Source organism: Legionella stuttgartensis (genome assembly GCF_977063405.2).
On sequence record NZ_CDRUHA020000071.1, the window covers coordinates 550571 to 564706 of the forward strand.

Below are 14136 nucleotides of genomic sequence, written 5' to 3' on the forward strand. Positions count from 1 at the left end.
TTGAACAAAAAAACAAAACAAGTTTTATTTCATTTTCAAGGCGCTATCAAACTCCAGATCGCTTCTTCGTTCAGCAACCATTTCTCTAAAAGCTTTTACAGAGGATGTCTCTCGTCCAAAAATCCAGGTTGCAAGTCCTTGACTTGTAGCAAGAACATTATATTCAGGCTTATCTATTAATTTTGCTACTTCATCATCCAAATTCTCTAAAGTCGCATTTTCAAGTTGCTTTTTAAAATTCAGGAGAATTCGGCTTTTTAATAAATCCCCTTCAAAACCTTTGTAAGCATCACCTAATCGGTCACCAGTCAGCTTGAAAAAATGAGTTCTATTTTCGGAGATATTTTTTATTTGCGCTTCATAATGCGTGCCCAGTAAAGTAAGCTTCAGTGGGGGAAAACTGGGAGCGTTCGTAATGAGATCGCAACAAATTTCATTTTGTTTTTTGAAAGTATTTATGGAATCCTCAACCATCGTATCGATCATTGGAAATAGATTAGGTCCAATCACTGTACCCAAATTTGAAGCTGGCATCCGAGTTTTTTGATTTTTTGCAACCTTGTTTAACATCGTTAACAAGCAAAAAGCGATTTTTTGAGTAGCCTCTGAGGTTTCTTTTAATATATATTTTATAGTTTCGTGATAATCGTCCTTCTTTTTAGCGCTATTTAGAGTCTCGAATTGAGTAGAACTAAACAAGGAATGGTTATGGTTTTGTAATGAGCCTAGAATGCTTTTAAGTATTTGCGCTTGCTGAAGTAAAGTCAGTTCTGAGAACTTAAATGTTCCTTGTTCTATTTCAGCGACTATGGCCTTACGTTGTGGATCCGTATATGCAGAAACACGAAAAACTCCTTCTTTTTCAGCATGTTCATCCCCCAGCTTTTTATCGATCTGCTTGATTAAAGTCAAAGCCGCGTATTGTAAGTTGTCAATTTTCTTTTGTCGTAATTTTTCTTTAGATGGCATAATATTATCTTCTCCTACAATTTATTAAATAAACTAGCTCTTGCGAACTCTCTGATTGAGAGCCATAATTTTGTTTTTATTTTTTAAAGGTTCATGATGGAATTTTTAGCTCAATACGGTATGTTTCTTTTAAAATCAGTGACTGTAGTGATTGCCTTTCTCATAATATTTGCAGGTTTTTTTTCCATGAGCCGCAAACCAAAACCTAAATTGGAAATAACGTCCTTAAATAAGCAGTATGAGCATATCATATCCATAATGAACAAAGAAGTGCTTGGCAAAAAACCAATCAAAAAGAAAAAAAATAAAGAAGAACAGCCCACTCTGTTTGTTCTTGATTTTCATGGAGACATGAGAGCATCCCAGGTAGAACAACTCAGAGAAGAAATAACGGCAATTCTTTCCATTGCAAAATCTGGAGATGAAGTTTTAGTTCGTCTAGATAGTCCTGGTGGTGTAGTTAACAGCTATGGTTTGGCAGCCTCCCAGCTCCAACGTATTCGTGATAAAAATATCCCTTTGACGGTGAGTATAGATAAAATGGCTGCCAGTGGCGGGTATTTAATGTCCTGTGTTGCTAATCAAATCATTGCAGCACCTTTTGCGATTATTGGCTCTATAGGCGTAGTAGCCCAGATCCCTAATTTCCATAGATGGCTTAAAAAACATGATATTGATGTAGAATTGTTAACTGCTGGAGAATATAAACGTACTTTAACACTCTTCGGCGAAAATACTGAAAAAGGAAAGAAAAAAGCTCAGGATGATCTCGAAAAAATTCATGCGGCATTTAGAAATTACGTCGCTGCAAATCGAGAGCAATTGGATATTGATCAAGTTTCTACAGGCGAGCATTGGTTAGCCAAAGACGCGTTTGATCTGAAACTCGTGGATAAACTCTGCACTAGTGATGACTACTTAGTGGAAAAAATTGCGAACTATAAGACATTTAAACTAAGCGTCCCCCCCAAAACCTCTTTAGCCAATAAATTACTAAAGCCAGCAGCTCGTTTGATGCATCCCTGGGGATAAAAAAAGATGATTATCCAGCAGTATGGTGGCCGCAAGGGGTCTCAATATTCAAAATACTGAATGAACTGCTGGATTTGAGATAATGGTATATAATTAATTTAGATTATATAAGGGAGTGCGTTATGAGTGACTTTAAATCAAAACTACCTGATCTCAAAGAATTAGCCTCAATGACAAGTAAGTTATTTACCGATATTAAAAAAAGTGTTGGTGAAATTGTTGAATCATACAAAGAAAATAGAGCAAAACAAGCAGAGGAATCAGAGAAGGCAGAACCCTCGAATGTAGAACCGGTTAAGGAAGCCAAGGTTAAAACACCCGTTGCGGAAAATGTAACTACTGAACCTACCCAATCAGCAGATCCTATTCCACCCGTGGAACCTCCTCCTGTGAAGCCTGTTGAACCTGTTCCACCAATTGAAACGGTTGAACCTATTGTGCCTCCTGAAGAATCAAAAATTGACGACACAAAAAAATAAGTAGTCTATCGAATCATGTAGCCCGGGTGAGGTACAGCGAACCCGGGATCTACATCGCGCTATGTTATCTATTTTGAAGGCCCCTTCCAATAGCGCGCTCCATCACGTTTCAAACGCGTTCTGGACGTGTGAGCCCATATTTGCGCATTTTTTCTACCAAAGTGGTCCGTCGCATATTCAAATAGCTTGCAGCATGAGCCACTACCCAATCTGATTCATTTAATGCTTGGCTGATGAGGGCAAGTTCAGTTTTCACTAGATGTTCTTTTAAGTCGATACCCTCCGATCCAGAAATTTGCTCCTGACTCATGACTTCGAATAAAGCCTCACGCTCAGAACTCGACGTATCAGATTCCGTAGGCTGAGGTTTATATTCTCCTCTTATCTTTTGAGGTAAATCCTCTTCACTCAAAATTCCTTTGGGATATAAAATAGTTAAACGCTCTACTAAGTTAGCTAGCTCTCTGATATTACCTGGCCAACTATATTGACTTAACGAAGCCATAGCATCCGGCATTAGACGTACGCTAGGTCTGTTTTCACTCTCGATGCGAGCGATCAACTCATTAAATAATAAAGGAATGTCCTCTGCTCGTTCTCTTAAAGGAGGCATTTCTATGGGGAATACGTTAAGCCTATAAAATAAATCCTCTCTAAACTTTCCTTCTTTAATTGCCTCTTCCAAATTTCTATGCGTAGCAGCAATAATCCGTACATTTACATCAATACTTTTATTAGACCCCACTCGCTCAAAACAACGCTCTTGTAATACTCGCAGTAGCTTTACTTGCATGGGTAAAGGCATATCACCTATTTCATCAAGAAATAAAGTACCACCATTTGCTAATTCAAATCGACCTTGACGAGACGTAATCGCGCCCGTAAATGCGCCTTTCTCATGACCAAATAATTCACTCTCAAGTAACTCTCCGGGTATGGCACCGCAGTTAATAGGAATAAACGGCTTAGTGGCTCGTGAGGACAGAGTATGGATATTACGTGCTACCACCTCTTTACCTGTTCCAGATTCTCCAAGAATTAGAACACTTGCTTCAGTATCAGATACTTGCTCTATTAATCTGCGAACATTGCGAATGCTGACGCTGTTACCCACAAGGCTGCGTAATAAAGGATTTTTATGATTGCTGATCATAATTGATTTGACTGCTTCCTTAGCAATTTGGCATTGATGCAAAGACTCCATTATTTGCGCATAAGTAAATGGGAATGGTTGACAAGCAACAACATTGCGTAAGAGGCACTGAGTATTATTTAATTTTTGCCCCACAAGAATCACTGGAACTTTGGGAAATTTGTTCACCAAAGAATCAAGCTCATTAATTGTCTCCTGGATTACTTCACTTGCACCCAGAAGAATAACCTCAGGCTCAATATCAGCAATTTGCCACTCGCTGTACTTATTGACTTCAGTAGATTCACCGATAAAATCAAGTATAGTACGCAACGTATTGCCCCGACTTTCATTATTATCAATGATAAAAACTTTGTCATTAATACTCATAAACTTATCCTTAAGTTTTATATAACCACACCCATCTTTCTTTCTCCTAAAAAGAGAAAGAGTTCATCAATTCACTATCGATAACAGACGATCAATTTAAAAGCATTGCACTGGTTTCCAAAACACAATTCCTGACTGCCAATTGTTTTTGTGGCACTGACCTGAGTTTCTTTCACAAAATGCTTGGCTTGTATAAAACCCATACGACTGCAAAACGAATTAGCCGCACGGGAACCACAACCTTGTTTCTGGTCATAACACCAATCTACGCGATAATCATTAAAACGTGGGACAGCAAAACTCTTTTCCCGGTAATGATAAGGTTTTGGAGGGGTATGAGATAAGCCAGTAGCACAAACAATGGTCATAAAACCATTACATCGCCAACCTTTACATGTTGCACTCGCTGATAAGTAATGTGTTAATCCTATATTATAGGCAATTTCATTATCGCTGGAATAATCGTAACCTAACATTTGGCAATAACGATCTGCCACCATTTTGCCGCATTCCTTTCCATCCACAGTACAATAATCCAACCGCTCTCCTAGATAAGTAGGATGCCAAAAATTTCGAAAAGCTTTATTGTGCTTTTCACTTGTATTTGAATGAACCGAAAAGGAACAAAATAAAAAAACTAAAAACATAAAGTAACGAAAATTGCTCATTAAAACAATCCTTTAGCGACTATCAAATCATGTTAGCCTATGACGTCTACTGGTACAAGAGCCAACATAAGGTAAATCACTATTGATTTATTAAATGTAGCACATCTAATTCCATTCATTTTCAAATAGTGCTTATTTTTGATCATTAATTGGTAATTAACTTTTTAGAAAGTAATATTGAATTCGTTGCATAATCACCCGTTCATTAGGGTGATTTATGACTTTACTTATCGATACAGTAGCAAAGGTACCGGCAGTCTTATTAGATATTTCAGGATGTGGGAATTTAAATTTATTGGCACAACATGATCGTAGACTAGAGCAAAGCACAAAATGATATGTTGCGTCAACGGGCGCTAAATAGGATTATCACTATCAATAAATAAATGTTCTAACTCAAACTGAGAAGCAAGATGATTACCTAAAGCCTGAATTCCATAACGTTCTGTAGCATGATGGCCGCAAGAATAATAATGAATACCTAATTCTTTTGCTTGATAATAAGTTCGTTCCGATATTTCCCCACTGAGATAAGCATCCACTCCTAAACGGAATGCATCCTCGATAAAGTCTTGCGCTCCTCCGCTACACCAAGCAATATTGGTGATCGGTTTTTCACTACCTGCAATGAACAGTGGAGCACGTCGCAATTTTTTTGTTAAATATTCAGTAAACCCTTCTGGCTTCATTGTTTGAGCTAACTTTCCTGACCACAGTAGGTTATCAGTACCTCCTGCCTTGTGCATATGAACAATGTCCACTTCAAATAATTTGGCTAAACAAGCATTATTTCCTAGATCAGTATGGCAATCCAAAGGGAGATGATACGCAAATAAATTTAATTCATTGCACAATAATTTATAAATTCTTTGACGCTTCATTCCTATAACCATTGGTGCTTCACCACGCCAAAAGTAACCATGATGAACCAACAAAGCGTCTGCACCCCATGTAATTGCCTGGGAAATCGCATCCTCAGAAGCAGTTACTGCGGTGCAAATTCGGCTAATTTGCTCTTTACCTTCAACCTGCATTCCATTGGGTGCGTAATCATTGTATCGTTCGCAGCTCAATAATTGATTAAGGTATAAGGATAGTTCTTCTTTAGTAATCACCGGTCAGAGACTCGCTTGATGTCAGCACCTAATAAAGATAATTTTTCTTCTATACGCTCGTAACCTCTGTCCACGTGATAGATACGCTCAACTGAGGTTTCACCGTCTGCAACTAGCCCAGCTAAAATCAAACTGGCAGAAGCACGTAAATCAGTTGCCATTACGGGTGCACCAGTTAATCGCTCAACTCCATTAATTATTGCAGTATTTCCATTAAGTTGAATCTGAGCCCCCATACGTTGTAATTCTTGTACATGCATAAAGCGATTTTCAAATATTGTTTCAACTATAGTTGAAGAACCATCCGCAACTGAGTTCATTGCCATAAATTGAGCTTGCATGTCTGTTGCAAAAGCAGGATACGGTGCGGTAGCAATATTTACTGCTTTAGGACGTTGGTTGTGCATATTAAGACTTACCCAATCCTCACCTATGGTTAACTCTGCACCAGCTTCCTCAAACTTACATAATTGCGATAATAAGGTATCAGGACGAACGCGTTTTACAGTAACATGTCCCCGAGTTAGAGCTCCTGCAGCTAGATAAGTTCCTGCTTCAATCCGGTCAGACATGACGGAATAAGTACCGCCAGAAAGAGATTCCACACCTTCAACTTCGATGATTGAGGTTCCAGCACCAGAAATTTTTGCACCCATCTGAATTAGAAAATTAGCCAAATCAACCACTTCGGGCTCACGAGCCGCATTTTTGATAATTGTTGTTCCTTCAGCCAAGGTTGCGGCCATAAGTATGTTTTCTGTACCCGTTACAGTGACTGTATCAAACATTAAACGTTTACCTTGCAAACGACCTCGTCGGCAACGAGCATTGATATAACCGTTTTTTACGGTAATATCGGCGCCCATAGTTTTCAACGCTTTTAAATGCAAATCAACTGGTCTTGTCCCAATAGCACAACCTCCGGGCAAAGACACATCCGCTTTACCAAATCGAGCAAGTAACGGCCCCAATACTAAAATCGAAGCCCGCATGGTTTTAACCAAATCATAAGGAGCAACAAACTCATTTACTTGATTGGCATCAACTTGGACATTCATTTTTTCATCAACAATTAATTGAGCGCCTAATTGACCAAGTAATTCCATCATAGTAGTTATGTCTTTGAGATGAGGAACATTGGAAATAGTGACATGATCTCTTGCAAGTAAGCTCGCGGCCATAATCGGTAAAGCAGCATTTTTTGCTCCCGAAATAACTACTTCACCATTTAGTGCTTTGCCACCATTTATCAATAATTTATCCATGTTGCTTCCCCCATTCTTCTTTTGTCCACGTTTTCATACTAATTGCATGAAGCTTGCCAGTGGTAATCAATTCTTTCAATTGTGTATAAACCCATTGTTGTCTGGCAACTTTAGATTTATTTAAAAAAACATCACTAACTACGGTTATCTGGTATTGATAACCATCCCCCTCCACTTTGATGTAATAAACATCATCAATGGCTTTAAATTTTTGTTCGATTTCTTCATTACTTATCATTAAAATTAGCTCACAAATTGAAATAAATACAACCTTTTGGCAACAATTCTATCTGAGATAAAACAAACACATCATCCGAGATTTCGTTTTCTAAATAAAAAAAGAAAAACCCGGGCTCTGGTTCACACCGTCACCCAGGCTACAATTTATAATCCTAAAAAAGTAACCGTTCTCTTATAAAAATAGGCATTCCGCTTAGAATAATCAAAAATTACACAGCCTCCAAAATGCCCTTTACACCACAAAATTCTACTAAAGATTGAGTTTCGGTTGGCATGCCTATGATTTCAAAAAACTTATTATTTTTTTTACATAATTTTCTAGCTTCGATAAGCAATGCTAAACCTGCACTGTCACAATGCGTTACATCACTTAAATCCAAACTAAATCGGTCACTTTTATCTTCCATCAAAGCCTGATAGAGCTTTGCTCGTACCGCAACAACTGACTTAAATGTTAGATCGACATCAGGTTTAAAATAAACATTATTCACAATTAAGAAGTCCTTTTAACTTGCTTTTTTTCCATTAACTTAATGACTTCATCAATGCTGGAGTTTTGCAATGCAGCAGCGAACTGAGAACGGAAACTTTGCAACAGGCTTACCCCTTCAACGCTAAGATCATAAATTTTCCACTGACCATTTTTAGCAACAAGGCTATAAGACAATGGAATATTTTGGCCTTGCGCACGAATAATAATGCTGTTAACACGCAAAAATCGAGCGTTCAAAGAACCTCTTAACGGTAAAAATTGTATGCTTTCATTAGTGTATTGTGCCAAAGGACTGGAATAAGTGCGAATCACTAAACGTGTAAACGCTTTAGAAAATTGAGCTCTTTGCGCATTTGTTGCTTTACTCCAAGCTTGTCTTCCCAAAACAGAACGTGACATACCTGCGACATCTACAATAGGAAGCAAATTGGTTTCTACAGCGTGATAAATAATACTGGGATTACTTTTTAAGTTGTCCTTATTTTCCTTTAGAGTATCAATGATGTTGTTAGCAGTTTGCTCTAACATGGGTATAGGAGAGTTTTGTGATGCATTTATTATCGGAGATAAAATCACACTGACAACTAATAAAATTGTTTTTATTATTCTCATGTTCTGACCTTATTTTTTAATGTTAAACAATAGTTGACCAATTAAATTTTCAAGAATAATAGCCTCTTGAGTCTTTCCAATTACATCTCCATTTTGCAAATAAGGATGCTCTTTATTATCGTCGTCCTCAAAGCCTGGAACAATACTAATATAATTAGAGCCAAGCAATCCCTCAGTCAAAATGCGTGCTGAAGCATCGTCATAAGGTATTTTTTTATCACTTCGCAAGCGCATAGTGACCTTTGCATTAAGCTCTCCTGGTTGTAACTCGATATGGGTTACCTCTCCAATCTTAACTCCAGCTACAGTAACAGGTGCCCGCACTTTCAAGCCACCAATATCGGTAAAATCAGCAGTTACATCATAACTGTCATGAGATCCAAAACTAGAAAAGTTACTTACTTTCATTGTCATGACCAGCAAAGCCAATATACCAAGCAACATAAATAGGCCGACACTAAAATCTACGTAACGTTGCTTACTCATTTACCAATCTCCAATCATCATTGCGGTCAACAAAAAATCAAGCCCTAATACAGCAAGCGATGAATAAACTACCGTTTTAGTCGTCGCCTGACTAATACCTTCTGCAGTAGGCACACATTCAAAACCCTGGAATACAGAAATCCAGGTTACAACAAAAGCAAAAACTAAACTTTTAATGATACCACTGAGTACGTCGATTCGGAAATCCACTGCTGCCTGCATATTAGACCAGAAACTTCCTGCATCCACGCCTAGCCAATGAACACCAATAAAATAACCACCAAAAATGGCTACAGCAGAAAAAATTAATGCCAAAAGAGGTAAGGTAATAAAGCCCGCTATAAACCGAGGATAAATAACTCTTCCTAAAGGATCAACTCCCATCATGTCCATACTGGATAATTGTTCCGTGGCTTTCATCAAACCAATTTCAGCAGTTAGAGCTGATCCCGCACGTCCAGCGAACAACAAGGCACTGATTACAGGCCCTAGTTCTCTTGAAATACTTAAAGCTAATAATTGACCTAATTGACTTGAGGCACCAAATTTTTGCAAAGTATTATATCCCTGAAGCCCCACTACCATTCCAATAAATAAAGCAGAAACAACGATGATCAAACACGATAAAACACCCACAAAATGGATTTGATAGCGTAACAATGGCCAAAGTTTTGAAATTCCAGGCCGTCTGAACAACATAAAAAACAAAAATAAGCCTGAATTTCCCAAATTTTGCAAAACCCGAGAACTACGATTACCCATACGTGTGATGAACTCAAGCATCTAATAGCTCCTCTATATACGCTCTGGCAGGATAATGAAAAGGAACAACCCCATCAGCTTCCCCATGCATAAATTGTCTAATCTGAGGTTCAGATGATTGAATCAGTTCATTCGGGGTTCCTTGGCCGATAATTTTTCCACCAGAAATTAGGTAAACATAATCTGCTATAGAGCAAGTTTCTTCAACGTCATGTGAGACAATTATTGTTGTGGTATGCAACAATTCATTTAACCTTTTGATCAACCGAACAAGAACTCCCAAAGAAATGGGATCTTGGCCTGTAAATGGTTCATCATACATCATGAGTTCAGGATCTAATGCTATAGTGCGCGCTAAAGCAACTCGTCTGGCCATCCCACCTGACAACTGAGCAGGCATCAAGTGAGCAGCACCTCGCAATCCTACCGCTTCGAGTTTCATTAATACGATATCACGCAACATGGATTCATTGAGTTGAGTATGTTCCCGCAAAGGGAACGCCACGTTATCAAACACTGAAAGATGGGTGAATAAAGCAGAGCTTTGAAAAAGCAAGCCCATATTGCGTCTCGCCTCATACAAAGCCTTGCGAGATAAGTGATGCATGTTTTGACCATTGACTTGAATAAAGCCACTGTCAGGTCTTAGCTGAGCACCAATTAACTGCAATAAAGTTGTTTTTCCAGAACCACTAGGCCCCATAATGGCGGTAATCTTGCCACGCTGAACCATCATATCAATACCATTGAAAATGCAATGGCTCTCTCGAGTAAAGATTAAATTTTTTATTTCAACCCAATTTTCAGGCATGCTCTCTTTCCGATTATAGCCAAAAGTAGAAGTATACCTAAGATACTCTCTAAAATGCTAGGTTTTAGGCGACTTGATTTTTTTGCTCAGGAAGCTTTTAAAAGATGGGTAATAGACAAGGTACGCTGGGAATCTTTAAAAAGCCTCCTGAAGGTAAATAGTATTTTGAATTATCCTGAGCCCCACACTGGATCGTAAAAAAAATTGGGGTATTTAATTCTATATATTCAAATGTTTTTTTGTTAGAATGAAAAATAAACAAAAAAACATCCAATAGCCTATGAATTTTTGTAAACTTGGACTTGCTGTCATTGAAACTGAAGCACAAGCTGTCTTTGAGTTAACCCAGCGAATCGATAATCGGTTTGAAAAAGCCTGTGAACTCTTGCTCTCCTGTAACGGGAGGATCGTAGTAACAGGTATGGGAAAGTCCGGTCATATAGCGAATAAAATTGCGGCGACTTTATCAAGTACAGGAAGCCCGTCATTTTTTATGCACCCAGGTGAAGCAAGTCACGGTGATCTGGGAATGATTACCCGCCAAGATACCGTAATTGCCATTTCTCACTCGGGCAATACATTGGAATTAGTTACATTACTTCCTCTGTTAAAAAGACTGGAAGTCCCTTTAATTACCCTAACTGGAAATTCCGAGTCGACTTTAGCAAAAGCAGCCGATGTTAACTTAGATGTCAGTATCAAGCAAGAAGCCTGCCCTCTTGGTCTCGCGCCAACAACCAGTACCACTGTAGCATTAGTTATGGGTGATGCACTAGCAATTGCACTGTTGCAAGCTAGAGGTTTTAGTGAGGAAGATTTTGCATTGTCACATCCTGGGGGCTCTTTAGGCAAACGACTTCTGTTGCGTATTGACGAGCTCTGCCATCAAGGTGTGCAGCTACCCCTTATTCATGAAAATGCAACTGTAACAGAAGCGTTACTTGAAGTAACCGATAAAAAATTGGGGATGACTTGCGTCATTGATAACAAAGGGTACCTTGTTGGGGTATACACCGATGGTGACATTCGACGCACTCTAACACGTCAATATGACATTAATACGACGCCAATAAAAGAAGTTATGACGCGTAATCCCCGTACAATTCCCATGGGAATACTTGCTGCTGAGGCTTTGACGATTATGCAAAAACACAGCATTACTTCATTAATTGTTATTGATGAAGAAAAACGGCCTACTGCTGTTCTTCATCTTCATGATTTATTAAAAGCGGGTGTTTTTTAAATGAATAAATTAATTGAGCGAGCCAAGAAGATTAAATGCCTCATCTGTGACTTAGATGGTGTTCTTACCGATGGTCTCTTATATATTGATAACCACTTTAATGAACAGAAAACATTCCATATTCATGACGGAGTGGGTTTAAAATTACTGATGACGGCAGGAATTGAGGTCGCCGTTATTACTGGTTCGCGCAATGCAGTAGTTGATCATAGAATGCAACAATTAGGAATTGTTCATTACTATAAAGATCAATTGGATAAACAAGAGACATACAAGCAACTAAAAAGCAAATTAAATCTCCAAGATGAATATTTTGCTTATATTGGTGATGATATTCCTGATGCCCCAATTATGCAGCAAGTTGGTCTTAGTGTCGCAGTTGCCAATGCAGTACATCAAATTAAAGAAATTGCCATGTGGCAAACCACACTATCAGGAGGCCGCGGGGCGGTACGTGAGTTATGTGACCTCATTCTAAATTCACAGAATAAGATGGATTCAGCTATAGCAGGTTATCTAAAATAATGAATGCAACAAAACAACTCATATGGCTTTTTTTTACTTTAATCACTCTGGCCTGTTCAGGGTGGTATTACAGTCATTCTACAATTAAAATTCGCCTAGACAGTGAAACCTTGGCAAATTCAGTAGATACTACTATTGTTAACGTTAAAGTGCGTCAGTTTAATCCGCAAGGGACGATTGCTAATATACTCACCTCGCCGTTCATGCAGCATATTCAAAACGGTAATGTCTATTTATTACAAAATCCACATATTATTGTAAGTCAAGAAGAACAACCTCCCTGGGATATCAGCTCACTCAAAGCCAAATCATTTGAAGGTGGTAAGCAAATCACTTTTACGGGCAACGTTGTCGTGCGTCAAAAAAAAGGAGCCGAGGAAAGTACTTTAAAAACAGAAGAAGTAACCTATTTCCCTAAAGAAAAGAAAGCAAGTTCTGATTTGCTGGTAACATACGAGCAACCAGGTAACATTGTACAATCGACTGGAATGAATGCTTATCTCGATGAGAAAAGAGTAGAGTTACTCCACCAAGCAAGAGGAAGTTATGTTCCAGCGAATGGTTAACTACAGTTTGCTCCTCTTTTTCTTGTTCGCATCTTCTTCATATGCCCTAACAGAAGATAAAGAAAAAGTAATGCATGTCATGGCAGACTCAGCTGACTTAAGCCAACAAGATCATAAAGGAACCTATATTGGCAATGTTGAATTAGTACAAGGAACAACAAATCTACAAGCCGATAAAGCCGTGACTATAGGGAATGAAAAAAACCAACTAGTGGTTGCTATAGCCAATGGAACTAAAGAAAAACAAGCACACTATTGGACAATAACGGATCCTCAAAAACCTCCCGTACATGCTTATGCTGACACTATTAGATATTATCCAATACGCCATCTGATTGAGCTAATCGGGAATGCTCGAGTAGAACAAGGAAAAAACTCTTTTTCTGCTGCAAAAATAAGTTATGATACTGTGAAGCAACATGTTCTGTCTCAAGGTGATGACAGTAAAAGAATAATTATTATTTATCACCCAGAAAAGAAACCATCATGAGCATATTGGAAGTACGGAATCTTAAAAAGTCATTTAAATCACGAACCGTGGTTAACGGCATCAGTATCCATATTAAAAAAGGTGAGTGCGTCGGTTTATTAGGTCCTAATGGAGCTGGTAAAACAACATGTTTTTATATGATTGTCGGTTTGCAGTCCTGCGATGAAGGCCAAATTCTCTTATCTGATCAAGATATAACATTATGTGCCATGCATCAAAGAGCCCGTCTGGGAATTAGCTATCTCCCACAAGAAGCATCAGTCTTTCGTAAACTGACTGTGGCAGAAAACATCATGGCTATTCTAGAGCTTAGACCTGATTTAAACGAACAGGCACGAGAAGAAAAGCTCGATCTTCTGCTTCAAGAATTTCATATTTCACATCTGCATAAAAGTCTCGGTATGGCACTTTCTGGAGGGGAAAGACGACGTGTGGAAATTGCGAGAGCTCTTGCAATAGAGCCTTCCTTCATTCTTCTTGATGAACCTTTTGCTGGAGTCGACCCGATTTCGGTCATTGATATTAAACGAATCATTCAACATTTATGTAATAAAGGTATTGGCGTTTTAATCACCGATCATAACGTAAGAGAAACCCTAGATATTTGCGAGCGTGCCTATATTGTCAGTCAAGGAAAAATATTGTGCGAAGGAACCCCTGACTTAATACTAGCTAACCAACAAGTCAGGGCAGTTTATTTAGGCGAAGATTTCACTTTATAAAGAAGTAGCCTGGATGGAACGTAGTGGAACCCGGGAATGTATATTCAGTAAACTCAGGGTTATACTGCCGTGGTACTCAATTAAGCATATTTTCCCAGAGCTTACGTTCTGCGAGTTATTCGCGAAAACCAACAAA

The 14136-nt window shown here is 38.5% G+C and carries 18 protein-coding genes; 7 read left to right on the top strand and 11 right to left on the bottom strand.

The genetic code is table 11. The features are described from left to right. Positions 1 to 24: 24 nt before the first annotated feature. The gene (locus tag ACWTEW_RS27020; RefSeq protein WP_454781177.1) at positions 25 to 969 is read right to left on the bottom strand and encodes a RhoGAP domain-containing protein; all 945 of its coding nucleotides are present in this window, start codon (positions 967 to 969) and stop codon (positions 25 to 27) included. A gap of 96 nt (positions 970 to 1065) precedes the next feature. Here ACWTEW_RS27020 and sohB point away from each other — a divergent pair, with 96 nt between their 5' ends. Together sohB and ACWTEW_RS27030 are read left to right on the top strand one after the other, a co-directional pair. Further along, positions 1066 to 2001 carry a protease SohB gene (gene sohB, locus ACWTEW_RS27025; protein WP_454781282.1) on the top strand — a complete coding sequence of 312 codons (936 nt, stop codon included), beginning with the start codon at positions 1066 to 1068 and terminating at the stop codon, positions 1999 to 2001. Between the two features lie 122 nt (positions 2002 to 2123). Further along, the gene (locus ACWTEW_RS27030; RefSeq protein ID WP_454781178.1) at positions 2124 to 2480 is read left to right on the top strand and encodes a hypothetical protein; all 357 of its coding nucleotides are present in this window, start codon (positions 2124 to 2126) and stop codon (positions 2478 to 2480) included. Positions 2481 to 2589: 109 nt separating this feature from the next. Here ACWTEW_RS27030 and ACWTEW_RS27035 read toward each other — a convergent pair whose 3' ends face one another. The 10 genes from ACWTEW_RS27035 to ACWTEW_RS27080 form a co-directional block, all read right to left on the bottom strand. Beyond that, positions 2590 to 4002: a sigma-54 dependent transcriptional regulator gene (locus ACWTEW_RS27035; RefSeq protein WP_454781179.1), complete on the bottom strand. Its 1413-nt coding sequence runs from the start codon at positions 4000 to 4002 to the stop codon at positions 2590 to 2592. Between the two features lie 74 nt (positions 4003 to 4076). Beyond that, complete coding sequence (locus ACWTEW_RS27040) at positions 4077 to 4670, bottom strand: hypothetical protein (RefSeq protein ID WP_454781180.1); 594 nt, start codon at positions 4668 to 4670, stop codon at positions 4077 to 4079. Between the two features lie 356 nt (positions 4671 to 5026). Continuing rightward, on the bottom strand, positions 5027 to 5785 hold the full coding sequence (locus ACWTEW_RS27045; protein WP_454781181.1) for a Nif3-like dinuclear metal center hexameric protein: 759 nt from the start codon (positions 5783 to 5785) through the stop codon (positions 5027 to 5029). Continuing rightward, positions 5782 to 7050, bottom strand: coding sequence for a UDP-N-acetylglucosamine 1-carboxyvinyltransferase (gene murA, locus ACWTEW_RS27050; RefSeq protein ID WP_454781182.1), 1269 nt, complete (start codon positions 7048 to 7050; stop codon positions 5782 to 5784). The genes ACWTEW_RS27045 and murA overlap by 4 nt, the downstream gene beginning before the upstream one ends. Beyond that, positions 7043 to 7288: a BolA family protein gene (locus tag ACWTEW_RS27055; RefSeq protein WP_454781183.1), complete on the bottom strand. Its 246-nt coding sequence runs from the start codon at positions 7286 to 7288 to the stop codon at positions 7043 to 7045. Before ACWTEW_RS27055 ends, murA begins: the two co-directional genes overlap by 8 nt. A gap of 211 nt (positions 7289 to 7499) precedes the next feature. Then, positions 7500 to 7781 (bottom strand): STAS domain-containing protein, encoded by a 282-nt coding sequence (locus ACWTEW_RS27060; protein WP_454781184.1) that lies wholly within the window; start codon positions 7779 to 7781, stop codon positions 7500 to 7502. Between the two features lie 2 nt (positions 7782 to 7783). Further along, positions 7784 to 8395 carry an MlaC/ttg2D family ABC transporter substrate-binding protein gene (locus ACWTEW_RS27065; RefSeq protein ID WP_454781185.1) on the bottom strand — a complete coding sequence of 204 codons (612 nt, stop codon included), beginning with the start codon at positions 8393 to 8395 and terminating at the stop codon, positions 7784 to 7786. 9 nt (positions 8396 to 8404) lie between these two features. Further along, the gene (mlaD, locus tag ACWTEW_RS27070) at positions 8405 to 8881 is read right to left on the bottom strand and encodes an outer membrane lipid asymmetry maintenance protein MlaD (protein ID WP_454781186.1); all 477 of its coding nucleotides are present in this window, start codon (positions 8879 to 8881) and stop codon (positions 8405 to 8407) included. Then, a complete protein-coding gene (gene mlaE / locus ACWTEW_RS27075; protein WP_110143469.1) occupies positions 8882 to 9664 on the bottom strand; it encodes a lipid asymmetry maintenance ABC transporter permease subunit MlaE in 783 nt (260 codons plus the stop codon). After that, positions 9657 to 10454, bottom strand: a complete 798-nt coding sequence (locus ACWTEW_RS27080) for an ATP-binding cassette domain-containing protein (protein WP_454781187.1) — start codon at positions 10452 to 10454, stop codon at positions 9657 to 9659. Before ACWTEW_RS27080 ends, mlaE begins: the two co-directional genes overlap by 8 nt. Before the next feature lie 280 nt (positions 10455 to 10734). Between ACWTEW_RS27080 and ACWTEW_RS27085 the strand changes: the two genes are divergently transcribed. The 5 genes from ACWTEW_RS27085 to lptB are packed head-to-tail and all read left to right on the top strand — an operon-like array spanning position 10735 to position 14000. Next, positions 10735 to 11697 (top strand): KpsF/GutQ family sugar-phosphate isomerase, encoded by a 963-nt coding sequence (locus ACWTEW_RS27085; protein WP_454781188.1) that lies wholly within the window; start codon positions 10735 to 10737, stop codon positions 11695 to 11697. Next, positions 11698 to 12222: a KdsC family phosphatase gene (locus tag ACWTEW_RS27090; protein ID WP_454781189.1), complete on the top strand. Its 525-nt coding sequence runs from the start codon at positions 11698 to 11700 to the stop codon at positions 12220 to 12222. After that, positions 12222 to 12788 (top strand): LPS export ABC transporter periplasmic protein LptC, encoded by a 567-nt coding sequence (gene lptC / locus ACWTEW_RS27095; RefSeq protein WP_454781190.1) that lies wholly within the window; start codon positions 12222 to 12224, stop codon positions 12786 to 12788. The genes ACWTEW_RS27090 and lptC overlap by 1 nt, the downstream gene beginning before the upstream one ends. Continuing rightward, positions 12769 to 13278 (top strand): lipopolysaccharide transport periplasmic protein LptA, encoded by a 510-nt coding sequence (gene lptA / locus ACWTEW_RS27100; RefSeq protein WP_454781191.1) that lies wholly within the window; start codon positions 12769 to 12771, stop codon positions 13276 to 13278. The genes lptC and lptA overlap by 20 nt, the downstream gene beginning before the upstream one ends. Further along, complete coding sequence (lptB, locus tag ACWTEW_RS27105) at positions 13275 to 14000, top strand: LPS export ABC transporter ATP-binding protein (RefSeq protein WP_454781192.1); 726 nt, start codon at positions 13275 to 13277, stop codon at positions 13998 to 14000. Before lptA ends, lptB begins: the two co-directional genes overlap by 4 nt. Positions 14001 to 14136 lie beyond the last annotated feature (136 nt).